This is a genomic window from Rhizobium sp. A37_96, assembly GCF_053521765.1.
Window position 1 is genome coordinate 161087 of sequence record NZ_JBNWDS010000002.1, and the last position, 26578, is coordinate 187664.

Below are 26578 nucleotides of genomic sequence, written 5' to 3' on the forward strand. Positions count from 1 at the left end.
CTACCAAGGATCGTTTCATGCCCGACATTCTTCTTCTTTCCGCCGGCGACGCCCGCGCCCTCCTCACCGATCTCTGCGACGTGCTTGCCGATTGCGTCAATGGTGGCGCATCGGTCGGCTTCATGCAGCCTTACGGGCCGGCCGATGCCGTGCCCTACTGGCAGGGCGTCGCCGATAGCGTCGAAAGCGGCGCGACGCTGCTGCTTGTCGCCGTGATCGAGGGCAGGGTTGCCGGAACGGTGCAGGTGGGTGCCGCGCAGATGCCGAACCAGCCGCATCGCGGCGATCTCAAGAAGCTGCTGGTGCATCGGTCGGCGCGCGGAAAGGGGCTGGCACGTCTCCTGATGGAAGCAGCAGAGCGTGAAGCGGCCCGCATCGGCAAGACCTTGCTCGTGCTCGATACCGCGACCGGCAGCGATGCCGAGGCGATCTATCCGCGCCTGGGCTGGCAGCGCGTCGGCATCGTGCCGGACTATGCCATGTGGCCTGAAGGCGGCCTGTGCGACACGACATTCTTCTACAAGCGCATCGCTGCCTGAACCTCGCCAATGTGCTGCAGGGCCGTGAAGTCCGAGAGGTCTTGGATCAAAGCGCCTGATCGCAGGATGAAAAGTTTGAATTTGTCAGCGTCAGGCCCGGTCTCTACAAACCACCGGCAAGGAGAGAGGCCATGGACCAGAAGCTTGTCGAAAGTGGCACGGACGGCGGCGCTGCGCTGATGCCGCATCCGGATGTCGCACCGTCGACCGGCGGCATTGCCGCCGGCGTGCTGATGTGCGTGATGTCCATGTCGTCGATCCAATTCGGTTCGGCGCTGTCGGCCTCCGCCATCGCAACATTCGGCCCGACGGGCGCAACATGGCTCCGGCTCGCCTTCGCATCCGTTATATTGGCTGTTATCGTCAGGCCGAAGGTGACGCGTTATAGCCGCGCGCAATGGATTGCCGTGCTGGTGCTCGGCACCGTGTCGGCGCTGATGACGATTTCCTTCTTCTCGGCGATCGCGCGCATTCCGCTGGGTCTTGCCGTTGCGATCGACTTCCTCGGGCCTCTGCTGGTCGCAACTCTCGGCTTCGGCCTCAGCCGCCAGCTTCTCTGGCCCGTCGTCGCCGCCATCGGCGTGTTGCTGCTCGCTTATGATGGTGAGGAGTGGGTGGGCAATCTGCCGGGCATCCTCTACGCCTGCGGCGCGGGTGCGGGCTGGGCGTGCTATATTCTGCTGACGAAAAGGGTTGGCGATGCCTTCAAGGGTCTCGAAGGTCTTTCCATGTCGCTGCTGGTTGCCGCCGTGGTCGCCACACCCTTCGGCTTCGCCTCCGCCGTTCCGCACATCACGGCCTCCGGTCTTCTCGAAATGGCCGGGCTGGCCGTGCTTGTCCCGCTGCTTCCCTATGCCTTGGAAATGACGGCGCTGCGGCGCATGCCGACCTCATCCTTCGGCATTCTCATGAGCCTCGAGCCCGCCATCGGCGCCTTTGCCGGCTTCGTCATCCTGTCGCAGCCGATGACGCCGTCGCAAATGTTCGGCACGGCGCTCGTCGTCGCCGCCAGCATCGGGGCAACGATCTTCGCGGCGAAAAGCTGAGCGGCGCCATCAGCCGTGCGTCGGCGATTCCGGTCCGGCATTTCCTTGCCGATCGGGCGCCTGCAGCCTGGCGATCTGCGGGGCGACGATTACGATGAACAGTCCGGGGTCGCCGAAAGCCCTCGCGGAGAGCATTGCTCCATGCACCGAGGCCATCAGTATTTGGGCCTCTTCTTCCGGCCGGTTGTCCAACCGGAACCGGCCAGCCTCCGCTCCGGATTGCAGCACCGACGCGAGCCATTCCGCAAGCCCATGGAAATGGGCGCGGACCTGCGATGCGACCTCTCCCGGCAGCATCTGCATCTCGCTGGCAAGCATCGCGCAGATGCAGAAGGGCAGCGAGGCGTCGCCAATGCAGGAATGCCAGAAGTTCACATAGGCCTGCAGCTGTTCGGAGGGGTCTGAGATCCCCTCGCGCAGAGACTTCAAACCTGCTCCCGTCTGCTGCCTGTAGCGATCCACCAGCGCCGAAACCAGCTCGGCCTTCGTCGGAAAATGATGGTGGATGCTCGCCTTCCTGATGCCGATCGCAGCCGAGATATCGGCATAGCTGAAGCCGTTATAGCCTCCCGCCACGACGAGGGACTGCGCGATGTCGAGGATTTTTTCTGAGGTCGAAGTCGTTGATTTCATGTCGCTGCCTACCTTCTGGTAGGCTTATTGTCAAGGCTGCGGCAACACTTCCGGCTCTCACAAAACGGTGTTCGAACGTCATGTTGACTCTCAGGATTTAACTTCCTACTAGTAGGTAGGCAACAACAAGGAGCTTGCCGATGCAAAGCCATACTTCAACCCAGCCCAACTGGCTGCGATCCTACTATTTCACGCGTGCCCTGTTCTCTGTGGCCTGGATCTCCGCCGCCATTCTCTTGCGCGGACAACCGCTGCCCGCAGCATTTCTGCTGGTGATCTATCCTCTATGGGATGCCGTCGCCAATCTCATCGACGCCCGCGTAAACGGCGGCCTCAAGGCAAATCCGTCCCAGTCATTGAATGTTGTGGTCAGCACGATCACGACGCTCGCCGTTGTCGTGGCGGTCAGCAACAGCACCTACGCCGTTCTGGCGGTGTTCGGAGTCTGGGCGATCCTCTCGGGTCTGCTGCAACTCTATACGGGAGTCAGGCGCTGGCGTGCTTATGGCGCCCAATGGGTGATGATCCTGAGCGGCGCGCAGTCGGCCCTTGCCGGCGGCTTCATGATCAGCCGAGCCTTTGGCGCCGCTGCGCCGTCGATTCTGGATATTGTCCCCTATGTAGCGTTCGGCGCCTTCTACTTCCTGCTTTCCGCAATCTGGCTCGCCGTCGCATCCTACCGCAAAGTACATGCATAGGCAGTACCTGACACTGCGGCGGCAAGTTTGAAGTCATTTGCCGCCGTCGAGAGAGCTGGATCGCTCATTCATCGCCACCGCTGTTGGCGATGACATTTCGTCAATCCGTTCGCCTGCCGGCATTGATATCCGTAACGATCGCTATCGGCGTAAAATCGCAGTGAATGTCACCGATGTCTGGTGGCATCTGCCGCCGAATTCGACTTTGCCGCGCGAGATGCCTTAGACGGTTTTCCGCGCGGGATCGTCGAGCGCCGGATTATAGAACAGCGACAATGTCAGGCTTTTGGCGATGCGTTCCGCTGTCGCCATGAACCAGTCCTTCGCCGCCTCGGAAGGCGCGATATCGGCAAGCGTCGCGGAGAAAAGCGACAGCCATTCCGGAAAGAGGTCGGCCGCCATGCCCTCGACGCCGAGATGCGCCTGCACCGGCTTGCCGCCATAGGCGCCGTTCTTGAAAGCGACCGACGACCAGAAGCGTTTCATCTTTTCCATGTGATCGGGCCAGCGCCCGGCAAGACGTCCATCGAACACCGGTCCGAGCCGGGGGTGCGCCTGGACGCGCCCATAGAATGTGTCGACCAGCCTGTCGATGAAAGCGGCATCGATGCCGATCCTCGCCATCTCGGCCTCGGCCTTTTCGCGAATGCCGGCAAGATGAGCCGCGCGAGCCTGCAGGTCATGTTCCATGGTCTTCTCCGGGCGCTCGGGCGAGATATCGCCGCGGCCAGCTTCCGTTTCCCTATGTATGCAATTCGCCAGCATAACCAAGACGTCATGGTGATGTTGCGGCAATCTGTCAAAACCGCATGGCGATGGCCACGCCGCCTTTATGACGGCCAGCATATTTTCCAGCACGATTTCCCCTGACGAAAGCACCTCCGCGCTTGACCCGCATAACGACCCACTTTAGAATTAGAATAATTCTAAAGTTATGAGGTTGCCCCCATGCTGCTAGGTCTGTTCCGTCCCTCGAAACGTCACTTCACCTCCCTTTCCGAACAGGAGATCCTGGCGATCGCCATCGCGGCGGAGGAGGACGATTCGCGCATCTATCTCGCCTATGCCGATATCCTGCGTCAGAACTACCCCGATTCCGCCAAGGTTTTCGAGGATATGGCCGAAGTCGAGGATACCCACCGCAAGACATTGATCGACATGCATCGCCGCCGCTTCGGCGAACGGATCCCGCTGATCCGGCGCGAGCATGTGCGTGGCTTCTACGAGCGCAAGCCGGATTGGCTGCGCAAGAACCTCTCCCTCGATGCCATTCGCGAGGAGGCCGAGGCAATGGAGCGGCAGGCCTATAATTTCTATGTCGAAGCGGCCAAGCAGGTTTCCGATGCCTCGACGCGCCAGCTTCTCGGCGATCTCGCGCTCGCGGAGCAGGGGCACGAGGATATTGCGCACCTGCTGGAAGACAAGCATACGCCGGATACGGTCAGGCAGGAAGAGGATGCGCAAGCGCGCCGCCAGTTCGTGCTGACCTATGTGCAGCCGGGCCTTGCGGGCCTCATGGACGGGTCCGTTTCCACCCTGGCGCCGATCTTCGCCGCCGCCTTCGCCACCCAGCAGACCTGGCAGACGTTCCTTGTCGGCCTGTCGGCCTCCGTGGGCGCCGGTATTTCCATGGGCTTCACGGAAGCGGCACACGACGACGGAAAAATCTCCGGCCGTGGCTCGCCGATCAAGCGCGGCCTTGCCTGCGGCATCATGACCGCGCTTGGCGGCCTCGGCCATGCGCTGCCTTACCTCATTCCGCATTTCTGGACAGCGACGATCACGGCGGCCGTCGTGGTTTTCTTCGAGCTCTGGGCCATCGCCTTCATTCAGAACAAATACATGGAGACACCGTTCCTGCGCGCGGCCTTCCAGGTCGTTCTCGGCGGCTCGCTGGTCCTCGGCGCCGGCATTCTCATCGGAAACGGGTGAGGCCCTGTCGGGTCGCTCCGCTATTCACGAAATGTTAAAGTTCGGAACGCCCGCCGCCGCCGTCGGTTAGCACCACGAGGCCGCTCTTGGCCTCGCATGCTAACCCAAAGGAGATATCCAATGGCAAACCAAGGTGGAACCCACGACCAGCACGTCAAGGCAGGCCAGCAGAGTCACAAGAACATGGAGGACAACACCAGGAATGCCTCTTCCTCCGGCTCGCACGAGCAGCACTCCGGCGGCTCCCGTGGCGGCACCCACGAGCAGCATGTCAAGGCGGGGCAGCAGAGCCACAAGAACCATTAGGGTTCATCGCGACAATCAATTCGTCCGCGCCTGCGGACTGCTCTTACCACATGAGGAAACGCAAAAGGCCGGCCCGATGGGGCCGGCCTTCCTGTATGCAACGAATTGCTTTTCCGTTTACTTGACGGCGCCGACCAGAATGTCGTTGCCATTTTCGATGGTAACCCAGCGGCCCGCATTGAAGCTCGCCTGACGCTTCAGGTAGGAATAGGGGGTCCTGTACCAGACCTTCACATCGTCTTCGAGGTTGTCGAGGATGTAGTCACCCTGCTTGGTGCGCAGCGTCAGCACGGCATGGCCCTCGCCGTCCGGCTTGCGCACGACCGTCATCAGCAGGTCAGAGGCGGAAATGCCGCTCTGCATCAGCAGCTTGCGCTTCAGCAGCGCAAAATCCTCGCAATCGCCGGCAGTCTTCGGGTATTCCCAATATTCTTCCTGGCCGTAGACTTCCACGTCGGTCGCCGGCCGGATGGTCTTGTTGACGCGCAGGTTGATCTGGTTGACCAGTGCCCAGGCGGCGGCGTTCATGTCGATGGGGCCGACATTGCGGGTCGGGCCGCATTCGTCGGTGTGCCTCTGGCAGAAATCATAGTGCCCGATCGGCTGGGAAGTGACGTTGCCGACGGTCATCGACGCGGTCTGTTCGGACGCCGGCACCGCCGACGACGACATCGCAACTATAGCAGCGAAGGCAATCAATACGCCCTTAATACGCACGCCCACTATCCTTGTATCGTCCCTGCATTTGTTAACAAATTGTTAATGTAGGGGGGCGTGGGAAGTCAATCGTTACTTAAGTGTTAACGCCGGAACCGGGCCTTATGGTTAATTTCGGCACAATCCAGAGGCTAGTCGCCACAATTTCATGCCTCCTGTGATTACACAGGCATGGCGGGACAGCGCCCGGAAACGGACGCATGTTGAGTTCGATCGGAACGTATCTACTTGTTTCTACAGTGTATTATGCAGCGCCAGCGTCTCGGAAACAGCGAGCATGCGCTCGAGATCCTGCGGGCGCGACAGGCGATGGTCGCCATCGCGCACAAGTGTTAACACCACATCGTCGGCCGGCAGGTGCTCGACCAGCTTTAACGAATGCGCGAAGGGCACGTCGGCATCCTGCATGCCCTGCAATATGTGTACCGGGCAGCCGGTCTCGATGATCCCCGTGAGCACGCGGTTGGCGCGGCCGTCCTCGATGAGGGCACGGGTGAAGATGTTCGGCTCCGGGCTGTAATCCGATGGCTCTTCGAAATAACCGCGTTCCGCCAGCGAGCGCCGCTCGACGTCGGAGAGATTGGGCTCGATGAGATCGACGGTGAAATCGGGTGCCGGCGCGATCAGCACGAGGCCCGCGACGACGGGTGCCTTCTTGCGCTTGCGCAGCTCCTGGATGACCCTGAGCGCGATCCAGCCGCCCATCGAGGAGCCGACGAGGACGATCTTCTTCGGCTTGGTATGATCGATGACATCGAGCGCCTCTTCCAGCCAGCGCGAGATCGTGCCGTCGGTGAACTTGCCGCCGGACTGGCCATGGCCGGAATAGTCGAAGCGGATGCAGCCCACGCCGAGCCGCGCGGCCAGCGCATCGAGTTCCACGGCCTTGGTGCCGGTCATGTCGGATCGATAGCCGGACAACCAGACGAAGCTGATGTTCCCGGCGCCCTTGCCGGCGGCGCGTTGAATGATTGCGATCTGGCGTTCGTTCTCGCCCGTGCCGACGGAAAGGAAGGTCGGCTGGATTGCTGTGGCTGTTTCGGACATCGAAAACTCCCGGATTTTTCGCCCTATAAAGCAGATTCGCGCCGGCGTGACCCGAAAAAACCTCGATCTTTACGCAAGGGTCACTATATAATCCGCGAACGATACTGTGTCCTTGGCGCATCTCGCGCTTCCATGACATTCTATTGACACGCGGGAGGTGCTTTTTTCCTGCTGTCATGCTATTGACTTCAACACAGCTTTTACGACATTTCCGTCAGTTGCGCCGATGGGGAGCGAGAGGCTGCAGCTATCCGAAACAATTCGTGGAGAATACGACCATTCGCAGACCCTTTAAAACCGATGCGCCCGTAAAGGACGGGCCACGTTCCAACAGGGAAATTCGCATTCCCAAAGTTCAGCTTATCGCAGCTGACGGCGCGAATATGGGCATCGTCCCGACCGACCAGGCATTGAGAATGGCGGAGGAGGCCGGTCTCGATCTGGTAGAGATTTCCCCCAATGCTGAACCGCCTGTGTGCAAGATCCTCGACCTGGGCAAGCTGAAATACGCCAACCAGAAGAAGGCCGCCGAGGCGCGCAAGAAGCAGAAGATCGTCGAAGTCAAAGAAATCAAGATGCGCCCCAACATCGACACCCATGACTATGAGGTGAAGATGAAGGCGATCGGCCGTTTCTTCGAGGAAGGTGACAAGGTGAAGGTGACCTTGAAGTTCCGTGGCCGCGAAATGGCCCACCAGGAACTCGGTATGAAGCTTCTTCAGCAGGTCAAGGAAGATACGCTCGAGATCGCCAAGGTGGAAGCCGAGCCGAAGCTCGAAGGCCGCCAGATGATGATGGTGCTTGCGCCGAAGTGAGGCGCAAGGCGAAGCAAGAGGTCGGAGCCGTCCCATTGGGCGGCTTTTTCCTTTTGTGCGCCGGATCGATCGTTGTCATCGATCTGCAAAGATTCCGGCGTCTGGCCCGTTGCACTTGTGGGCAACTGCGGTTATAAGCGCGCGTCCGAACTGACCGGCAGGGCATGCCGTGGCAGTTCAGAATGCTGGCGGAGCGGTTCGTCACCGGATCCGCCGTTTAACAACAAACGCTCCGGCACCTTGTTGCAGCCCGGCTTGTCCGGTTCTGTGGGAAGGGCTTTTAGCAAAGCGCGCCAGGAAGCATCGAAGGAGTAGCAAAATGCCCAAGATGAAGACGAAGTCCTCTGCCAAGAAGCGGTTCAAGATCACCGCAACCGGCAAGGTCAAGGCCGCAGCTGCTGGCAAGCGCCACGGCATGATCAAGCGTAGCAACAAGTTCATTCGCGATGCCCGCGGCACCATGGTTCTCGCAGAACCGGATGGCCGTAAGGTTATCAAGAACTACTTGCCGAACGGTCTCTAAGACTATTCGTAACGCTATAGACTAAGGAGATCATGAAATGGCACGCGTAAAAAGAGGCGTTACCGCCCACGCCAAGCACAAGAAGGTTCTGAAGGCAGCCAAGGGCTTCTACGGCCGCCGCAAGAACACCATCCGTACAGCCAAGGCCGCCGTCGACCGTTCCAAGCAGTACGCTTACCGCGACCGCAAGGTCAACAAGCGCAACTTCCGCGCCCTCTGGATCCAGCGCATCAACGCTGCCGTCCGCGAATTCGGCCTGACCTACGGCCGTTTCATCGACGGTCTGAACAAGGCTGGCATCGAAGTGGACCGCAAGGTTCTCTCCGACATGGCGATCCATGAGCCGGAAGCTTTCGGCGCCCTCGTTGCTGCCTCCAAGAAGGCACTCGAGTACCTGAAGGAAGCTGGCACGAAGAACGAGTTCGAAGCCACCGTTGGCTAAGAACGCCTTCTAGACGGTTTTTGTCATATTTGTGAAACCCGCGCTTGTGAAACCAGCGCGGGTTTTGTATTTTCCGGGATACAATCAATTTACGATGATCACCTCGGGGATTCCCGCTGTCGGGGATAGGTGAAATTGTTGAATGGCAAGACCAGAGAATTAAATTCCATACCCAATCTCAGCGGCAAGGATATCGAGGCCTTGCTGACGGTGCTGGTGAGCGGATCCAAGCGTATCGAGCGCGTCCCCCTTTCCTCAGGTCAGGTATGGATCAAGCGATACGGCACGGAAAAGCCATCGGTCTGGCGCCATCTGCAGACCCTTTGCTCACGTATTCTCCCTGTCACTTTCCTGCGTCCCTGCGCCTATCTCGCGCCGCAACAAATGGCGGAACGTGAAACCCGGCGCATAGGCATGTTCAGGGAGCACGGGATCGCCGTTCCGGAAATCCTCTATGCATCGAACGGCGCAATCGTCCTGGCCGATGCGGGAATAACGGTGCAGCGGCGCCTCGGGCAGCTGAAGGATAGCGACCCAGCCGCCCATGACGATCTCATGGTCGCCTGCGCGGCCGAACTCGGCCGGCTGCATGCCAAGGGGCTGTGCCACGGCCGGCCGTATCCCCGCGATATGTTCTTTGCCGGCAACCGGCTCGGCTTCATGGATTTCGAGGAGGACCCGCAGACGGTCATGCCACTCGCGGTCGCTCAGGCTCGCGATGTCTGGCTGCTGTTCCTGCAGATCGCAACCGGCGCCCGCCTCGGTCTTGCGACGCAGAACAGGGCCTATGAAGCCTGGTTCGAACAGGCGCCGGCAGCCGCGCGTGGCGAGCTTCAGCGCATGATTCGCTTTCTCGGCGGTTTTTTGTTCCTTGCCCGGTTGATTGGCCGCGTGCACATGGGTAGTGATCTGCAGCGCTTCATCGTTGCGACAAGCTTTCTGATGCATGCGTTCACCACTTATTCCGTGGACTGAGAGCCGGATGGCCCGTGGTCCGCAAGGCAGGACCAGATGACGGAACTCGTATCACTTGAAACCCAACTCATGGCCGAAGTGGCCGCGGCGACCGACGAACAGTCGATCGAGGCAGTCAGGGTTGCCGCGCTCGGCAAGAAGGGCTCGGTTTCGGAACTGCTGAAGACGCTGGGCTCGATGTCGCCGGAAGAACGGCAGACGCGCGGCGCGGCAATCAACGCGCTGAAGAATTCCGTGACCGATGCGATCAACGAGCGCAAGGGTGCGCTGCGCGACGCGGCGATCGAAGCCAAGCTGAAGGCCGAGACCGTCGATGTCAGCCTGCCGGTGCGCTCGTCGCCAGCCGAGCGTGGCCGCATCCATCCGATCAGCCAGATCGTGGACGAGATCACCGCGATCTTCGGCGACATGGGTTTCTCGATCGCGGAAGGTCCCGATGTCGAGACCGACTACTATAACTTCACGGCGCTGAACTTCCCCGAAGGGCATCCGGCCCGCGAGATGCACGACACCTTCTTCTTCCAGCCGGACGAAAAGGGTGAGCGCAAGGTGCTGCGCACGCACACCTCGCCGGTGCAGGTGCGCACCATGGAAGCGCAGAAGCCGCCGATCCGCATCATCATCCCCGGCAAGACCTACCGCCAGGATAGCGACGCCACGCATTCGCCGATGTTTCATCAGGTGGAAGGCCTCGTCATCGACAAGACGGCGAATGTCGGCAATATCCGCTGGGTGCTGGAAGAGTTCTGCAAGACCTTCTTCGAGGTCGACAATGTGACGATGCGCTTCCGCCCGTCGTTCTTCCCATTCACGGAGCCCTCCTTCGAGGTCGATATCCAGTGCGACCGCTCCGGCCCGATCGTCAAGTTCGGCGAAGGCACCGACTGGATGGAAATCCTCGGCTGCGGCATGGTGCACCCGAACGTGCTGCGCTATGGCGGCCTCGATCCGGACGAGTACCAGGGCTTCGCCTGGGGCATGGGCCTCGACCGCATCGCCATGCTGAAATACGGCATGCCGGACCTGCGTGACTTCTTCAATGCCGATGTCCGCTGGATGAACCACTACGGCTTCCGCCCGCTCGACATGCCGACGCTGTTCGGCGGTTTGAGCGCGTAAGGAAGGGATAGAGCACATGAAATTCACACTCTCCTGGCTGAAAGAGCACCTGGAAACCGACGCCACGCTCGACGAGATCTGCGCCCGCCTGACGATGATCGGGCTGGAAGTCGAAGACGTCGACGACAAGGCCGCGTTCAAGCCCTTCGTCATCGCCAAGGTTCTCTCGGCTGAAAAACACCCGCAGGCCGACCGCCTGAAGGTGCTGATGGTCGATACCGGCAGCGGCGCGCCCGTTCAGGTCGTCTGCGGCGCACCCAATGCGCGCGCCGGCCTCGTCGGCGCCTTCGCGGCGCCCGGCATCTATGTTCCCGGCATCGACGTGACGCTTGCCATCGGCAACATTCGCGGCGTCGAAAGCCGCGGCATGATGTGCTCGGAAAAGGAACTGGAAATCTCCGACAGCCACGACGGCATCATCGACCTGCCCGAGGATGCGCCCGTCGGCACGAGCTTTGCCTCTTATGCCGGTCTCGACGATCCGGTCATCGAGATCAACCTGACGCCGAACCGCCCGGATTGCACCAGCGTCTACGGCATCGCCCGCGATCTTGCCGCGTCCGGTCTCGGCACGCTGAAGTCACCTGCGGCCCCGTCCTTCGTCGTCGAAGGCGAAACGACGACCGAGCTCACGATCGATCTGGACGACGCCCGCCTTTGCCCCGGCTTTGCGCTTCGCCTCGTGCGCGGCGTGAAGAACGGCCCGAGCCCGAAGTGGATGCAGCAGCGTCTGCTCGCCATCGGCCTGCGCCCGATCAGCGCGCTGGTCGATATCACCAACTACATGACCTTCGACCAGGGCCGGCCGATGCACGTCTTCGACGCCGCCAAGGTCAAGGGCAATCTGGTCGTGCGCCGCGCCAGGGACGGCGAGACCGTACTGGCGCTGGACGAGCGCGAATACAAGCTCAATCCGAGCAATGTCGTCATCTCCGATGACAATGGCGTCGAGTCGATCGGCGGCATCATGGGCGGCGAACATTCCGGCTGCGACGAAAACACCACCGACGTTCTGATCGAGTCGGCCCTCTGGGATCCGATGAACATCGCCAAGAGTGGCCGCAGCCTCGGCATCATCACCGACGCGCGCTATCGCTTCGAGCGTGGCGTCGATCCGGAGTATATGGTTCCGGGCCTCGAGCGCACCACGGAGCTGGTGCTTGCCTGCTGCGGCGGCACGGCCGCCAAGGCGCGGGTCGAAGGCTACAAGGGTTATGAAGCCAAGGTGGTCGATTTCCCGCTGTCGGAAGTCAAGCGCCTGACCGGCCTCGAGGTCTCGGCCGACGAGAGCAAGTCCATCCTGACGAAGCTCGGCTTCTCGGTCTCCGGTTCGGGCGAGCGCGTCTCGGTCGCCGTTCCGTCCTGGCGTCCCGATGTCGACGGCAAGGCCGATCTGGTCGAAGAGATCATGCGTATCCACGGCGTCGACAACATCAAGCCGCAGCCGCTTAGCAGCCATGCCGCCGTCAACGGCAAGATCCTGACGACGCTGCAGATCCGTACCCGTACGGCCAAGCGGGCGCTGGCTTCGCGCGGCATGCTCGAAGCCGTCACCTGGTCCTTCATTTCCGAAGATCAGGCCAAGCTGTTCGGCGGTGGCTCCAATGCCCTGAAGCTTGCCAACCCGATCGCCGCAGACATGTCGGACATGCGCCCCTCGCTGCTGCCGGGCCTGCTGTCGGCAGCGCAGCGCAATGCCGACAAGGGCTATGGCGACGTCGCGATCTTCGAAGTCTCCGGCACCTATGAAAACGACACGCCCGCAGGTCAGCGTCGCGTCGCCGGCGGTATTCGCCGCGGCACGGCAACGCTCGCCGGCGCCGGCCGCATGTGGTCGAACGCTGCCAAGGGCGGCGGCAAGCCGGTCGACGTCTTCGACGCCAAGGCCGATGCTCTTGCCGTGATCGAGGCCTGCGGCCTGCCGATGGGCAATATCCAGATCGAGCAGGGCGGCCCGGCCTGGTATCATCCCGGCCGCTCCGGCACCATCAAGATGGGCCCGAAGGTCGTGCTTGGCTATTTCGGCGAGTTCCACCCGAAGACGCTGGAAGCTCTTGACGTATCCGGCGCGCTGGCCGGCTTCGAAGTCTACGTCGATGCCATGCCCGAGCCGAAGAAGAAGGCGACCCGCACCAAGCCGGCGCTGGAGCTTTCTCCGTTCCAGGCCGTCAAGCGCGACTTCGCCTTCGTGGTCGACAAGTCGGTGGAAGCCGGCGCTGTCGTCCGCGCCGCCGTCGGTGCCGACCGCAAGCTGGTGACCGGCGTCAACGTCTTCGACATCTTCGAAGGCGCATCGCTCGGCGAAGGCAAGAAGTCCATCGCCATCGAAGTTCAGATCCAGCCGGCCGAGCGCACGCTGACCGATGAGGATTTCGAGGCGCTGACACAGAAGATCGTGGCGAACGTGACGAAGTCGACGGGTGGGGTGTTGCGCGGTTAATCGGCCGCCATCGAGTTTGCGGAGGGGGCGGCGACCCCCCTCTGTCGCTTTCGCGACATCTCCCCCACAAGGGGGGAGATTGGCAATTCGCTGAACTCATCTGCCTCAAGCAAACATCGAGTCCGCAGAAACTGCAGCTTGCTGTTTTATGGACAAAGAGCCGCATACTCCCAACAATCTCCCCCCTTGTGGGGGAGATGTCGCGACAGCGACAGAGGGGGTATCAGAGGCACGGCATAGAAAAAGCCAACCTTTGAGGCCAGCCCATCTATCGATGCAGATGATAAACCTTGTTCACCACGCTCCATCGCCCGTCGATCTTCACCAGCGACAGATAATCCGAAAAGCGCATGCCGGCAAATTCGTCGACGACCTTGACGCTTGCCGCGTCGCCCTCGATGTCGATCAGCTCGATCTCCATCAGAGGGATCGTGTCCGGAGGCGCGCTGCCTTGTTCGGCGATGGCGGAGATGAATTCATCGCGCGTCATCCACTCCAGCGCGCCCTGATAATTGCCGATGATCGTCGCTCGTGGATGAAACGCCTTGCGCAGCGCTGGCTCATTCGCAAATGCCATGCCATCGACATAGAGATGAACAACCGCACGGATTGCCTGCTCTTCCGACATCTCGTCATTCCTTGTTTGAGTATTCGGTAAACTATCACAGCCGAGGCCGGCGAGCAAAAGCCCGAGGCGAACATCGACCTATTCCACGAATACGCGCACGCTTGCCGCCCGCCCGGCGGCATCGATGACGGTCAGCGTCGAATAGCCGGCACCGTCGGGAGTCCACTGGTTGGTGCGGCGGCGCGACATGTCCGGCAGCGGCTTGCCGTTGGCGAGCCAGCGGAACGGCGCCCGTCCGCCCTGCAGTTTCAGCGCCAGCGGCATGATCTCATTGCCGCCGCTGCTGGCGCCGAGATCGACGCGGGCACCTTCCGGCGGATAGACGATCTGCGGCGCCGGTTCGCGGCTGGAAGCGGCCAGCAGCCCGGCGGCGGTAACGGAAAAGCGCCGCTGGCTGATCGGCAGCTCGGTCGGAGCGATGCGCACGGCGCCCATCGGCGCCGGAGGGAAGGGGGTTATGGCAACGCCGGATTTGGCAAAGGCCTCGAACAGGATGGGAGCGGCCGAGACATAGCCGGCCAGCCCCGGCACGGCGCCATTGTCCGGGCGGCCGACCCAGACACCGAGCACATGCGCGCCGTCATAGCCGATCGACCACGCATCGCGATTGCCGTAGCTGGTGCCGGTCTTGTAGGCGATGCCGAGTTGCTTGCTGCCGCGCGGCGCGATGATGTCGGAAAGGATATCGGTGATGTTCCACACCGCGATCGGCTCCATCAGCGGCTCGCCGTCGATCGGACCCGGCTCGTCCTGAACGCCATCGCCGATCCGCATCGCCTTGCCGCGATTGGCAAGCCCGGCATAGAGCTGCACGAGGTCCTTGAGGGTGACACCGACGCCGCCGAGGCCGATGGCGAGGCCGGGTGCCTCGTTTGGCGGCAGCTTCGGCTTCACCTCGGCGCGGCGGAAGCGCACCAGCAGCCGCGTCGGCCCGACGGCATCGAGCAGGCGTACGGCCGGCACGTTGAGCGAGAGCTGCAGCGCCTGGCGCACGCTCACGTCGCCCTGGTAGGTCATGTCGAAATTGCGCGGCCGGTAGCCGTAGAAATCGGCGGGGCGATCCTCGATGATCGTTTCCTGCGCCACATAACCCTGCTCGAAGGCAAGGCCATAGATGAAAGGCTTCAGCGTCGAGCCCGGCGAACGCAGCACGCGGGTCATGTCCACCCAGCCGGCGCGCGAGGAATCGAAATAGTTGGCCGAACCGACTTCGCCGATGATCTCGCCGGTCTTGGCATCGGCCATGATCATGGCGACCGAGACTTTCGGACCCAGTCGCTTGGCCGCCGCATCCGCGACGGCTTCCAGTCCTTGCTGGACGTCGCGCCGCAGCGTGGTCTTATGCTTGCTGATGCCGGGCTGCTTTCGGAGCGCCAGTTCGGCGAGATGCGCGGCATAGGCCGGCAATTGCCGCCGCTCCGCCGGAATGGGGGAGAGCGAGGCGCGTTCCGCCTCTCCTTCGCCGATGACGGTGGCGACGGCGGCCCGCTCCAGCACGCGATGGCGGGCGGCCTGCGCGGCGGCGAGATTGCGGTCCGGCCGTCGCTTTTCCGGCAGCTGCGGCAGGGCCACCAGCAGGCCAGCCTGAGCGACGGTCAGATGCCGCGGTTCCTTGCCGAAATAGGCAAGGCTTGCGGCCCGAACGCCTTCCAGATTGCCGCCATAGGGTGCATGCGTCAGGTAAAGGTCGAGGATCTGCTCCTTGCTGAGCCGCCGCTCGATCTGGATGGCGCGGACGACCTGCAGCAGCTTCGCCGTCATCGAGCGCTCGCTGCGCGGCTCGATCAGCCGCGCCACCTGCATGGAAAGCGTCGAGCCGCCCGAGACGATGCGGCCATGCGTGACGAGCTGCAGGAAGGCGCGGCCGATCGCCATGGGATCGACGCCGTGGTGATCGTAGAAGCGCCGGTCCTCATAGGCGACCAGCATGCGTAGATATTGCGGATCGACATCGGCAACGTCGGTTTTCAGCCGCCAGCGCCCCTCGGGCGTGGCAAAGGCGCGCAGCAGATCGCCATTGGCGTCGAGCACTTCCGCCGAGACCACGCGGGCATTGTCCAGAGGCGGCGGATAGGCGCGGTCCGCAGCCTCAAGGCCGAAGACCAGCGCCACCGCCGTCAGGGCAGTGGCTCCAAGGCCTATCGCAATCTTCCATCGCGCCTTCATGGCTGCTTCTTACTGCTGTGCGGCCAGCACTTCCATGCGGCCCATCGCCGTGCGCGCCGAGAACTGCGGACGATACATGTCCTCGACGCTCGCGGCCGGATGATCGTAGACGCCGGGGGTCACGGCGCGCACGACATAGGCGAAGGTCATGTCACGGTCGGCTCCGGAGCCCTGGTCGAAGGCGGCAACGAAACGGTCATTGCGGAATTCGACATGGGCGGGCTGGACGTCGCTGAGCCAGTCGAAATTCGAAAGCTGAGCGCTGTTGACGATGCTCGGATTGTCGATCTCAAAGCCTGCCGGCAGGAGATCGGTCACGAGGATGCGTTGCGGCCAGTCATTGTCCTCGGTCACATGCAGCACGACGACATAGCGTTCGTTCTGCTGTGCCTGGCTGACATTCGCCTCTTCGCCATCGAGCGTGTAGTATTTGCGCTCGATCTTGAAGCCGTTGCCGCTTGCCGGCAGCTGCGCAACCGGAGCCGCGACCGTGGTCACGGCGGCAGACAATGGCTGGCGCGTCGTGTTGGTGACGGTGAGCGGATGGCCCATCAGCGCATCGCCGGACATCTGCGCCATGTAGGTGCCGCTATGGGCGGCGCCGTTGACGTCGAGCGTCAGGCCGTCATCGCCGTTCTGCAGGGCGCGGGCGGCGAGCAGCATCCAGGTCTGCTCCTGGGTGCTCGTATATTTCCGGCTCTGCCAATCCTTGGCGACGACGCTTGCGAGATCCGGAATGATCGGCGGCACCGGGCGGCTTTCGGCGGCAAGCGCCAGCACGGCGGCACCGTCGCGCAGCGACGAACCATAGTCCGAGCGGGCGAAGCTGACCTTCGTGATTGCCCCCTGCTGCGACATCTGCAGCGAATCCACGAAGATGTTGCGCGAGCGCTGCGCATCTCCGTAAAGCGCCAGTGCGGCGGCCAGATGCGCCTTGGAGAGCGGCGTCGGGAAGTCGTTCAGCATCGTGTCCGCATAGTAGCGCAGATCGCTGATCGAAGCTTTCTTGTTGCGCGCCAGCACATAGAGCGCATAGGCGATCTCGTTGCCGTTGTCCTTGACGTTGGTATTGGCGCTCAGCGCGTTCTGGAGGTTTTCCAGCGCCTGCACCATGGCCTGATCCGGCACGTTGTACTTCTGCTCGCGCGCGCGGGTCAGGAAGTCTGTCACGTAGGCGTCCAGCCAGAGATCGCCCGAGCCCGGGCCCCAGAGGCCGAAGCTGCCGGTCGAGGACTGGTAGGACATTTCGCGATAGATGGCGTCCTGCACGCGCTTGTGGATTTCAGCGTCGTCCGCAAGGCCGTTCTTGATCGCCATGTCGCTGAAATAGAGCAGCGGCAAGGCGCTGCTCGCCGTCTGTTCGGCGCAGCCATAGGGATAGCGGCTGAGGCTCATCAGCAGGGCCGGCACGTCGAAGGCGCTGGAGCGGCTGACATTGACGCTGACCGAGGCGCCGGGCAGGACGCTGTCGGCGAGAAGGTCGGCATTGACGGTCAGGCTCTTGCCGGGGGCAAGCGCGATGACGCGCCGTTCGGTGAGCGGCAGCTGTGACGGGCGAACGGGAATATCGATCGATTGATCGAGCGATAGTCCCGAAGCATTCGACAGCTTGATCGAAACCGTGCCGTCGCCCGGTTGTCCGCCGGTCAGCGGCAGCGTGATGTTGTATTTGCCGTTGGCCTCGAGGTTGATCTTCTGCTGCGTGGCACTGGCGTCCACGTTGACCGCATTGTTGCCCGTGACCGCGAGCGTGTACTCGCCGGCAGGCGCATCGGTATTGGCGACATCGAGGCGCAGGTTCGCCTTGTCTCCGGGCGCCAGGAACTTCGGCAGGCTTGCGGTGACGACGACGGGATCGCGGATGATGACGTCCTGCGTTGCGTGACCGACGCCGGCCTTGGACCAGGCAACCGCCATCAGACGTGCCGTGCCGTTGAACTGCGGAATATCGAAGCTGACATTCGCCTTGCCGTCCGCATCCAGCTTGACCGGGCCGGAGAAGAAGGCAACCAGCTTTTCCTTCGGCGGGCTTGCCTGCAAGGCTGCCTGCCCACCATCGCCGCCGGTACGCAGCTTGCCGGTCGCGCCGAGCGAGCCGTCGATGAGGCGACCGTAAATATCGCGGATTTCGAGGCCGAGCTGGCGCTGGCCGTAATACCAGTCGTCCGGTGCCGGCGGCTGGTAGCGTGTCAGATTGAGGATGCCGACATCGACGGCGGCGATCGTGACGTAGGCGTCCTCATTGGCGCCCGCGCCTGAAACCTGAAGGCCGATATTGAGCGGCTGACGCGGCAGCGTCTTTTCAGGCGCATCGATCTTGATCTGCAGCTTGCGCTCGCCGGGGTCGACCGGCGCCCACTTGATGCCGATGGCGCGCATCGGCATGCGGCTTTCCTGGGCCTCGCCGGGACGGAAGAGCGTGGCCGTCAGATAGGTGCCAGCGCCCCAGTCGGCCGTTACGGGAACGTCGACTTCTCCGCCCGTGGCGCCGATATCGGCATTGGTGACCGAAATCAGCGTTTCGGAGCCGGCCGTCACCATCAGCTGGCCGGCATAGCGCGAAGTCACCTTGAGCTTGGCGGTATCGCCGACATGGTAGCTTGCCTTGTCGAGCGCGATCTCCAGCGCATCCGGCGTCTCGGTCGAGCTGGCGGCGACATACCAGCCGGCATTGAACTCGACGCTGGATTCCGGGCCGTTGGCATCGGCGGTGGAGACTTCGAGCCGGTAGCGGCCCCAGGTGACGGGCATGGAAATCGCCGCACCGTCCGTCGTGGCGTTGACGGTGCCGACGGCCACCTGCTTGGTCGAGATGATCGGCTCGTACTTCCAGCTGTTGCCGTCGCGATACCATTGATAATCGCGCTCGACGCTCAGCAGCTTCCAGGTCAGGCCCTGCATGGCCTGCTTCTGGCCGTTGGCGTCGACAGCGATGACGTGGAAGTTGCCGACGGAGTTTTCGCCGAGATCGCCGTCGAATTCCGGCTTGATGCCGATGCGCGGTCCGTCCGCCTTGACGGGGAGGGTCAGCGAGCGCTCGACGGCGCGGCCGCCGGCTTCCTGCATGCGAACCGTGATATTGGCGTTCAGAAGCTGCGTGGTCGAAGGCGTGTCGCTGATGGTGACGTCGAAGGTGGTCTTGCCGTCTTCGTCCAGCGCCTGCAGGTCTTCCAACGGCACCTGCGTGCTCTCGGCCTTGCTGTCGCCGCCGCTGCTGTCGTCGTCATTGTCGTCCTTGCCCGCGCCTTCGTCGGCAAGGCCGAACTGATAGCCCTTGTAGGCGTCGCTCTGGCGCGTCGGCTTCAGCGTCACTTCGCCTTCCAGATTGAGGCCGGCCGCCGGTGCGCCGTAAAGGTAGCGTCCGACGACATTGACCGGCGTCGGCTGGCCGACTTCGATCTCCTTGGCATCGCTCGCCATGTCGAATTCGATGCGATCCGGCACGAAATCGTCGACGAGGAAGGTCTGCGAGCCGATGGAGGAGCCCTTCGGGTCGGTATAGATATTCATCGTCCAGGTGCCGCGCATCGAGGTCTGCTGCAGCGGCAGGTCGACATTGTAGCCGCCAAGCTTGCCGCCGTCGGTGACGATGCGGCGGTCCTCGACGCCATCCGGGCGCAGGAAGACGAAGGTCAGCGGCAGGTTTTCAACCGCCGTCGAGCTGACGTCGCGGGCAAGCGCCGAAGCATGAACCGTCTCGCCGGCACGATAGATGCCGCGTTCCGTCCAGGTCAGCAGGTCGATCGCGCCGGGCGCGGTTCTGCCGGCGACGCCGCGGTCGGAAAGATCGAAGCCGGCGCGCGTCATGTCGAGGAAGACGTAATCCTGATCGCCGTTCTGGGCGGTGATGACAGCCGGCGTCATGCCCGCCGTGCCGCGCATCAGGCCGGCGCTGAAGATGGCGCGGCCGTTGTCGTCGGTCTTTGCCGTGCCGAGGATCTCATTGTTCTTGGCAAGCAATTGCAGCTGAATGCCGGCCAGCGGCTTGGCGCTGCCGAGCGAGCGGGCGAAAACGCTCAGTCCGTCGGTGCCGGCATAGGTGGTGACGCCGATATCGGAGACGACGAACCATTGCGTCGCCTGCGGATCCCATTCCTGGCCGCCGCTGTTGGGCGCAACCGCGGTCAGCACGTAGACGCCGGGCTTGCGCTTCGGCAGCACCTCGTCGACCGGGAAGCTGGTTGCCACTTCCTTGTTGAGGTCCTGTTGGATTTCGATGGAGCCCTGCCAGACCAGCTCGCCATTGGTGTCCTGGATGGTCTGCGCGCTGTAGCTGTCCACCTGCGTCAGGAACTGCGAATTGTTCAGAAGCTGCGCGATATTGCGGTCGCCGATGCGGTAGAGCTTGAGATTGGCCGTGTTGGCGTTGACGGAAATGATCGGGATGCCGCGGCGCGCGGTCGAGGGCAGCACGAAATTGTCGCCGGTGAAGCGCAGCGACGCCGTGCGGTCCTTGACGTAGACGTCGACATTGACCTGCGAGGGGAGATTCTCATCCACCGACGAGGGTAGGCCGGCACGCAGCGAAACGCGGTAGTGCTGGCCGAATTCCAGGCCCTCGACGCAGATCTGGTTGTCCTTGGCGTCGACGCCCTTCGGCGCGGCCCCATTGACGGTGACGAAAGGCGTGTAATCGACGCCGCTCTTCACCAGCTTTTCGGAGAACTGCACGCAGGCGCGCGGCGAGGCATTGTCGTTGTCGAGCGTATTGCCCGTCACGCGGAAGCCCTGGCGCTCCCTCAGGTCGACATAGGCTGCCTGGACTGCGGCGGAGCTGGCGAGATCGAGGCTCGCCTTGTAGGCGCTGAGCGCCGGGCGATAGCTCTGTGCGTTCTTCAGCGCTTCGGCGAGCACCGCCAGCGCATCCGCGCGGCTGCTCGTCGTGCGGGTGAGCTGGTAGCCGTTGAGCGCGGCATAGGCTGCCTTGGTCGCAACAGACGTGTCGTTCGTGATCGTGTTGGCGGCGCGCGCCATCTCGATCCACAGATCGCCATTGTCGGGGCTGAGCGAGAGTGCGCCCTGGAAGGCGTTCAGGGCATTGTTGACGTTGCCCGAGGTCAGCTCGATACGGCCGAGCGCGATCAGGCTTTCGACGCCCTGGCCCTTCAGCTCGTCGCCGAGCGTCAGCGTGCTCTTCGCGTCGCGCGCGCTCTGGACGAAATTGTCGGAGAGGAAGGAAAGGGCGGGGGCCGCGCCGATATCCGGCTCGCTGGTGGCCGCCGTCTCGACGACCTTGCCGGCGATCGCGCCGGGGAAGCTGTTGAGCTGGTTGAAGTCGGACTTCAGGAAGCACCACTTCACCTTGGGATTGTAGGTGAAGGCCTTGCAGGACTTGTCGCCGATGCAGGAGGCTGAGCACTGGTCCAGCGTCACGTTCTGCTCGGTGCGCAGATCGAAGCCGAAGTAGTCGCCATCCTTGGTGGTGACCACCTGACGCTTGACGTCGGCGGCGAGCGAAGGGCTCAGGGATGCGAAAGTGGCGAGAAGAAAAGCGGAGAAGCCGATAAACGCGCGCTTAGACATAAGTCCTCCCAACGCTGCCCGTTTTTGATGGCGGCAATCTTCAAATTTCGAACCCGTTTGTCAACCGAGCGTCGAACGCTGGAGACGATTTACGCCCATAACGATCTGTCTAGGAGCTTGAAAGAGCCTGCAATTCAGGCGTTTCACATGTTCTCTCATCCCTTGATGGCGCTTCACTTTTCTTTTCAGTCCCAAAATGACACCGGCCTCGACGGCCGATGTCTTTGCCTGAGCAGGAGGAGCGCCTGACCCGTCATATATTTGTCAGGGCAAGTGCGGCATCATTATACCGTTTGCCGACGACGTTCTCCGGTGTGATGATCTCGCCGAGCTCCTTCACTTCCTGTACCGAAAGGACGATATCGGCGGCCGCCGCGTTCTGTTCCAGATGGTGCAGCTTGCGTGCTCCGGGGATGGGCACGATATCCTCGCCCTGATACAGCACCCATGCGAGCGCCAGTTGTGCGGCCGTGACGCCCTTTTCCCCGGCAAGCGCCTGGAGTCTTGCGACCAGGGCCGCGTTGGCATCGAAGTTCCCGCTCTGGAAGCGCGGCAGCGAGCGGCGGAAATCGTCGCTGGCAAGATCGTCCGTCTGGCGGATCGCGCCGGTCAGGAAGCCGCGGCCAAGCGGGCTGTAGGGCACGAAGCCGATGCCGAGCTCGCGGCAGGCGGCGAGCACGTCTTCCTCGGGATCGCGGCTCCACAGCGAATACTCGCTCTGCACGGCGGCGATCGGATGCACCGCATGGGCGCGGCGGATGGTGGCGGCGCCCGCTTCGGAAAGGCCGAGCGCGCGCACCTTGCCTTCTCTCACCAGCTCCGCCATGGCGCCGACCGTATCTTCGATCGGGACGTTCGGATCGACGCGGTGCTGGTAGAAGAGGTCGATGACATCGGTGCCGAGCCGCTTCAGCGAGGCTTCCGCCACCTCCTTGACATGTTCCGGCCGGCTGTCGACGCCGATCATCGCGGCCGGGCCGGTTTTCGTGTGATCGAGCTTGAAGCCGAATTTGGTGGCGATGACGACGCGGTCGCGAACGGGCTTCAGCGTACGGCCGAGCAGCTCCTCGTTGGTGAACGGCCCATAGGTTTCGGCCGTATCGAAAAAGGTGACGCCGAGATCGACGGCGCGGTGGAGCGTCTTGACGGATTCGGCCTCGTCGGTCGCGCCATAGGCAAAGCTCATGCCCATGCAGCCGAGTCCGACGGCGGAAACAGTGAGATCCTTACCAAGCCTGCGGGTTTTCATGGTGTATTCCTCTTGAGCTTATGAAAGCGGCAGCGGGTCGATGCCCGTTGCCGACAGGTTCAAGTTAGGGTCCGGCACAATGAATGAAAATCCATGCAAATCCTTACAGCTTGTTCTATAATTTAGATCAATGAACAGGACACAGCTCTCCCAGCTCGCGGTTTTTGCCGCCGTCGCCGCCCATCGCAGCTTTCGTGCCGCCGGTAAGGAACTGTCGATCGCGCCCTCGGCGGTCAGCCATGCCGTTTCCAGTCTCGAGGAAAGCCTCGGCGTGCGGCTGCTGGCCCGCACCACCCGAAGCGTTCTCCCGACCGAAGAGGGCCAGGCATTGCTCCAGCGGTTGTCGCCGGCTTTGGAGGAGATCGATATCGCACTGGAGGATGCGCTTGCGACCCGTGGCCGGCCGGCCGGCAATCTCCGCATCACCGCTCCGCGCTTTGCCTCCGACCTGCTGATGGCGCCGCGCATCGGCGATTTCCTCAACGCCTATCCGGATATCACGCTGGAGATCGCCAACGAGGACGGTTTCAGCGATATCGTCAAGGAAGGCTTCGACGCCGGCATCCGGCTGGAGGAGAGCATAGAGGGCGACATGATCGCGGTGAAGGTTTCGCCTGACATCCGCACCGTCATTGCCGGCTCCCCGGCCTATTTCGAGAAACACCCGAAACCGGTGCATCCGCGCGATCTCGTCCATCATCGCTGCATCAAGCGGCGGTTTACCGATGGCTCGCTCTATCGCTGGGAGTTCGAAAAGGATGGCCGCGAATTGATCGTGGCGATCGACGGGCCGCTGATCGTCATCGAGGACCGGCTCGCGGTTCTAGCCGCCGTCAACGGCGCCGGCCTTGCCTATCTGTTCGACATACGCGTGCAGCAGGAACTGGCGGAAGGCAAACTCATCCGCGTGCTGGAGGATTGGTGCCCGCCTTACCCCGGTTTCTGCATCTACTATCCGAGCCGCCGCCAGATGCGCCCGGCGCTCAGGGCCTTCATCGATTTCTTCAGGTATACGGGACCGTGAGGGCGGCGGCATTGCCGGTCCGCCGCCCCATGCGTGGCGGTCAGGCAAGCGGTGTCAGGCTGCGGCCTTTTGATTGGCTGCGGACATCGCCAGCTTCGAGAGGATCTTGTCGGTATTTCCCTCTTCCTGCAGCGTCTGGTCGAGCAGCTCGACGACCTTCTTCTGGCCGAGCGTGTTCGCCCAGGTCCGCAGCGTTCCGTAGCGGGCGATCTCGTAGTGCTCGACGGCCTGCGCCGCCGATATCAGTCCGGCATCGAGAGCCGGTGTTCCCTTGAATTCCTCGATGATCTCCTCGCCTTCGGCAAGGATCCCCTGAATGGCTTCGCAGGTCTTGCCCTGGGCGCGCTTGCCGATCAGGTCGAAGACCTGCTGCAGGCGTTCGACATGGCCCTCGGTTTCCTGCAGATGCTTTTCGAAGCCGGCCTTCAGATCCGGAGCTTGCGCCGCGCGCGCCATCTTGGGCAAGGCCCGCACGATCTGCCTTTCGGCATAGTAGATGTCCTTCAGCGTGTCGTAGAAAAGATCTTCCAGTGTCTTGTCCTTCGGCATTGTTTCTCTCCATGTTCGGGGCTCGGATTTTCAAGGGCTCGCCGCAGTCAGCGACCCCTATCCAAGTCGGTGTGGGCCGAATTGTTCCCGTTGCTGACGGATTCGGGTGGCGATCCGGTTCAAAGTCGGCTGAGTTGCAGCGATGGCAGGGAGGAATTGCGAGCGATGAAAAAACCGGGATCGATGAAGGGGCTCGAGGATCTGGGCCGCGTCAGGCTGTCGAAGAACTTTTTCTTTCGCGATTTCCTGCATTCGGAAATCGCCGATTTCTATCGCATCCCCAATATTCCGGAGGATCCCGATCTCGCGATCGAAACGGGACGCAGGCTGTGCGAGGAGTTGCTGGAGCCGTTGGAGGCGACCTTTGGCCGGCTACACATCCGCTCCGGTTACCGCTCGCCCGAGGTCAATGCCTTCGGCAACAGGAACGGGCTCAATTGTTCGACCAACGCCCACACCGCCGCGCACCACATCTGGGATATGCGCGATCTCGACGGCTGCATGGGCTCGGCCGTCAGCATCGTCGTGCCATGGCTGATCGATCACCACAGTCATGAAGGCGATTGGCAGAAGCTCGCCTGGTGGATCCACGACCATTTGCCTTATGCGTCGCTCTGCTTCTTTCCGAAGCTTTGGGCCTTCAATATCCAGTGGCACGAGCGGCCGATGCGGACCATCCAGAGCTATGTCAGCCCGCGCGGCATGCTGACCAAGCCGGGCATGGCCAATTGGGAAGGGGATCATTCCGCTCTTTATGAGGGTTTCCCGAAGCTCAGAAGCTGATGCGGTAGCGAATGTGGCCGTCGCTCTCGACATAGGTGTCGTAGAGCTTGCGGGCGGTCGCATTGCTTTCCTCGGTATGCCAGTAGAGGCGGGCCCAGCCGTTCTTCTTGCAGAGCGAGACCAGATCGTCCAGCAGCGCGCGCCCGACGCCGCGGCCTCGGGCGCTTTCGTCGACGAACAGGTCTTCCAGGTAGCAATCCGGCGCGCGTACCCATGTTCCCTCATGGACGAGGCAGAGGGTGAAACCCTTTACCTCGCTGTCGACTTCCGCCACGCGCATGAAGATCGCCGACGCCGGATCGAAGACCCGGCGCCAGGTCGCATCGGTGATGTCGGGTGCGATGGTGACGCCGTAGAAAGCCAGATATCCGTTCCATAGCGCGCGCCAGCGCGCTTCGTCGTCGGGTCTGGCGTCTCGGATCGTCACGGTCATCGGCCGGCCTTCTGTTTATTCGCCGGCTGCGTCGAGCAGGCGCATGGCTTCGTCGGAAAGCGAAAGCTTTGCCGAATTGATTAGCGCGTCGAGCTGGCCGAGGCTAGTGGCGCTGGCGATCGGAGCTGTGACGCCGCGCTTGCGCAGCAGCCAGGCAAGCGCGATCTCGGCCGGCTTCGCGCCGGTTTCGGCCGCAACCTTGTCGAGGGCAGCAAGAATGCGCAGGCCCTTGTCGTCGAGATAGGCGGCAACCCGGTTTTCGCGCGCTCTGCCTTCCGTATCCGCCTTTGTCCGGTATTTGCCGGTCAGGAAGCCGGCGGCAAGGCTGAAATAGGTGATGACGCCGATCTCTTCCTTCACGCAGAGATCCGCCAGCGGTCCCTCGAAACTGTCGCGGGCATAGAGGTTATATTCGGGCTGCAGCACGTCGTAGCGCGGCAGGCCGGCCTTGGCGGCGGCATCGAGCGAGGCCTGAAGCTGCGTCGCATCGAGGTTGGAGCAGCCGACATGGCGGATCTTGCCCTGTTCCTTCAGCTTCGCATAGGCGGCGAGCGATTCCTCGTGCGGCGTTTCCGGGTCCGGCCAGTGCGACAGATAAAGGTCGATATGATCGGTCTGCAGCCGCTTCAGCGAGGCTTCGGCTGCCTCGATGATATAATCGGCCTTGAGTCCTTTCTTGCCCGGACCCATGTCCGATCCGACCTTGGTGATGATGATGGCCTTGTCGCGGGCAACGCGGCTTTGTTTCAGCCATTTGCCGATGATCTCTTCGGAATCTCCGCCCTTGTTGCCTGGAACCCAGCGGGAATAGACATCGGCCGTGTCGATGGTGTTGAAACCGGCCTCGAAGAAGGCGTCGAGCAATGCGTAGGAAGTCTTCTCATCGGCCGTCCAGCCGAAGACGTTGCCGCCGAAAACGATGGGGGCGACCAAAAGATCGGTTCGTCCAAGCTTGCGCAGGTCCATGATGCATCTCCAAATCACTTGAGCA

General features: G+C 62.3%; 24 protein-coding genes. 13 read left to right on the top strand and 11 right to left on the bottom strand.

The features are described 5' to 3' along the window. Nucleotides 1–17: 17 nt before the first annotated feature. Nucleotides 18–539 carry a GNAT family N-acetyltransferase gene (locus ACQZ6J_RS07185; RefSeq protein ID WP_449083016.1) on the top strand — a complete coding sequence of 174 codons (522 nt, stop codon included), beginning with the start codon at nt 18–20 and terminating at the stop codon, nt 537–539. Nucleotides 540–670: 131 nt separating this feature from the next. Further along, complete coding sequence (locus ACQZ6J_RS07190; protein WP_163985012.1) at nt 671–1585, top strand: EamA family transporter; 915 nt, start codon at nt 671–673, stop codon at nt 1583–1585. 9 nt (nt 1586–1594) lie between these two features. Here ACQZ6J_RS07190 and ACQZ6J_RS07195 read toward each other — a convergent pair whose 3' ends face one another. Continuing rightward, the gene (locus tag ACQZ6J_RS07195) at nt 1595–2218 is read right to left on the bottom strand and encodes a TetR/AcrR family transcriptional regulator (protein WP_449083019.1); all 624 of its coding nucleotides are present in this window, start codon (nt 2216–2218) and stop codon (nt 1595–1597) included. Nucleotides 2219–2358: 140 nt separating this feature from the next. Here ACQZ6J_RS07195 and ACQZ6J_RS07200 point away from each other — a divergent pair, with 140 nt between their 5' ends. Then, complete coding sequence (locus ACQZ6J_RS07200; protein WP_163985010.1) at nt 2359–2916, top strand: DUF308 domain-containing protein; 558 nt, start codon at nt 2359–2361, stop codon at nt 2914–2916. Between the two features lie 222 nt (nt 2917–3138). Here ACQZ6J_RS07200 and ACQZ6J_RS07205 read toward each other — a convergent pair whose 3' ends face one another. Then, nucleotides 3139–3606 carry a group III truncated hemoglobin gene (locus tag ACQZ6J_RS07205; protein WP_163985009.1) on the bottom strand — a complete coding sequence of 156 codons (468 nt, stop codon included), beginning with the start codon at nt 3604–3606 and terminating at the stop codon, nt 3139–3141. A 258-nt stretch (nt 3607–3864) separates the two neighbouring features. Between ACQZ6J_RS07205 and mbfA the strand changes: the two genes are divergently transcribed. Both mbfA and ACQZ6J_RS07215 read left to right on the top strand, forming a co-directional pair. After that, entirely contained in the window at nt 3865–4848 is a 984-nt protein-coding gene (mbfA, locus tag ACQZ6J_RS07210) for an iron exporter MbfA (protein WP_163985008.1), read from the top strand. Between the two features lie 120 nt (nt 4849–4968). After that, complete coding sequence (locus ACQZ6J_RS07215) at nt 4969–5154, top strand: hypothetical protein (RefSeq protein WP_449083022.1); 186 nt, start codon at nt 4969–4971, stop codon at nt 5152–5154. A gap of 117 nt (nt 5155–5271) precedes the next feature. On the opposite strand, the gene ACQZ6J_RS07220 is transcribed toward ACQZ6J_RS07215, so the two are convergent. Both ACQZ6J_RS07220 and ACQZ6J_RS07225 read right to left on the bottom strand, forming a co-directional pair. Then, nucleotides 5272–5871 (bottom strand): transglutaminase-like cysteine peptidase, encoded by a 600-nt coding sequence (locus ACQZ6J_RS07220; protein ID WP_449083024.1) that lies wholly within the window; start codon nt 5869–5871, stop codon nt 5272–5274. 234 nt (nt 5872–6105) lie between these two features. Then, nucleotides 6106–6918, bottom strand: a complete 813-nt coding sequence (locus ACQZ6J_RS07225; RefSeq protein WP_449083025.1) for an alpha/beta hydrolase — start codon at nt 6916–6918, stop codon at nt 6106–6108. A 278-nt stretch (nt 6919–7196) separates the two neighbouring features. Between ACQZ6J_RS07225 and infC the strand changes: the two genes are divergently transcribed. The 6 genes from infC (at nt 7197) to pheT (ending at nt 13232) form a co-directional block, all read left to right on the top strand. Then, nucleotides 7197–7733 carry a translation initiation factor IF-3 gene (gene infC / locus ACQZ6J_RS07230; protein WP_028750883.1) on the top strand — a complete coding sequence of 179 codons (537 nt, stop codon included), beginning with the start codon at nt 7197–7199 and terminating at the stop codon, nt 7731–7733. Nucleotides 7734–8052: 319 nt separating this feature from the next. After that, entirely contained in the window at nt 8053–8256 is a 204-nt protein-coding gene (gene rpmI / locus ACQZ6J_RS07235; RefSeq protein ID WP_003544621.1) for a 50S ribosomal protein L35, read from the top strand. A gap of 37 nt (nt 8257–8293) precedes the next feature. Continuing rightward, a complete protein-coding gene (rplT, locus tag ACQZ6J_RS07240; protein WP_112801302.1) occupies nt 8294–8698 on the top strand; it encodes a 50S ribosomal protein L20 in 405 nt (134 codons plus the stop codon). Between the two features lie 138 nt (nt 8699–8836). After that, nucleotides 8837–9673 carry a serine/threonine protein phosphatase gene (locus tag ACQZ6J_RS07245; RefSeq protein WP_449083027.1) on the top strand — a complete coding sequence of 279 codons (837 nt, stop codon included), beginning with the start codon at nt 8837–8839 and terminating at the stop codon, nt 9671–9673. Between the two features lie 36 nt (nt 9674–9709). Next, the gene (gene pheS / locus ACQZ6J_RS07250; RefSeq protein WP_163985003.1) at nt 9710–10792 is read left to right on the top strand and encodes a phenylalanine--tRNA ligase subunit alpha; all 1083 of its coding nucleotides are present in this window, start codon (nt 9710–9712) and stop codon (nt 10790–10792) included. A 16-nt stretch (nt 10793–10808) separates the two neighbouring features. Further along, nucleotides 10809–13232: a phenylalanine--tRNA ligase subunit beta gene (gene pheT / locus ACQZ6J_RS07255; RefSeq protein ID WP_449083029.1), complete on the top strand. Its 2424-nt coding sequence runs from the start codon at nt 10809–10811 to the stop codon at nt 13230–13232. A gap of 268 nt (nt 13233–13500) precedes the next feature. On the opposite strand, the gene ACQZ6J_RS07260 is transcribed toward pheT, so the two are convergent. The 4 genes from ACQZ6J_RS07260 to ACQZ6J_RS07275 all read right to left on the bottom strand — a co-directional run bounded on the left by ACQZ6J_RS07260 (nt 13501) and on the right by ACQZ6J_RS07275 (nt 22798). Beyond that, complete coding sequence (locus ACQZ6J_RS07260; RefSeq protein WP_163985001.1) at nt 13501–13860, bottom strand: nuclear transport factor 2 family protein; 360 nt, start codon at nt 13858–13860, stop codon at nt 13501–13503. Between the two features lie 78 nt (nt 13861–13938). Then, nucleotides 13939–16026: a penicillin-binding protein 1C gene (gene pbpC / locus ACQZ6J_RS07265; RefSeq protein ID WP_449083031.1), complete on the bottom strand. Its 2088-nt coding sequence runs from the start codon at nt 16024–16026 to the stop codon at nt 13939–13941. Nucleotides 16027–16035: 9 nt separating this feature from the next. Then, nucleotides 16036–21549 (bottom strand): alpha-2-macroglobulin family protein, encoded by a 5514-nt coding sequence (locus ACQZ6J_RS07270; protein ID WP_449083033.1) that lies wholly within the window; start codon nt 21547–21549, stop codon nt 16036–16038. A gap of 253 nt (nt 21550–21802) precedes the next feature. After that, the gene (locus ACQZ6J_RS07275; protein WP_449083035.1) at nt 21803–22798 is read right to left on the bottom strand and encodes an aldo/keto reductase; all 996 of its coding nucleotides are present in this window, start codon (nt 22796–22798) and stop codon (nt 21803–21805) included. 130 nt (nt 22799–22928) lie between these two features. Between ACQZ6J_RS07275 and ACQZ6J_RS07280 the strand changes: the two genes are divergently transcribed. Further along, on the top strand, nt 22929–23822 hold the full coding sequence (locus ACQZ6J_RS07280; RefSeq protein WP_449083037.1) for a LysR family transcriptional regulator: 894 nt from the start codon (nt 22929–22931) through the stop codon (nt 23820–23822). A gap of 54 nt (nt 23823–23876) precedes the next feature. Here the strand turns inward: ACQZ6J_RS07280 and ACQZ6J_RS07285 are convergent, their stop codons facing one another. Then, nucleotides 23877–24371, bottom strand: a complete 495-nt coding sequence (locus ACQZ6J_RS07285; RefSeq protein ID WP_449083039.1) for a YciE/YciF ferroxidase family protein — start codon at nt 24369–24371, stop codon at nt 23877–23879. Nucleotides 24372–24536: 165 nt separating this feature from the next. Here ACQZ6J_RS07285 and ACQZ6J_RS07290 point away from each other — a divergent pair, with 165 nt between their 5' ends. Next, nucleotides 24537–25154, top strand: a complete 618-nt coding sequence (locus tag ACQZ6J_RS07290; RefSeq protein WP_449083041.1) for a hypothetical protein — start codon at nt 24537–24539, stop codon at nt 25152–25154. On the opposite strand, the gene ACQZ6J_RS07295 is transcribed toward ACQZ6J_RS07290, so the two are convergent. Then, a complete protein-coding gene (locus tag ACQZ6J_RS07295; RefSeq protein ID WP_449083043.1) occupies nt 25144–25587 on the bottom strand; it encodes an N-acetyltransferase family protein in 444 nt (147 codons plus the stop codon). The two genes, ACQZ6J_RS07290 and ACQZ6J_RS07295, sit on opposite strands and share 11 nt — an antisense overlap. A 15-nt stretch (nt 25588–25602) precedes the next feature. Next, nucleotides 25603–26553, bottom strand: a complete 951-nt coding sequence (locus ACQZ6J_RS07300; protein WP_449083045.1) for an aldo/keto reductase — start codon at nt 26551–26553, stop codon at nt 25603–25605. Nucleotides 26554–26578: the final 25 nt, after the last annotated feature.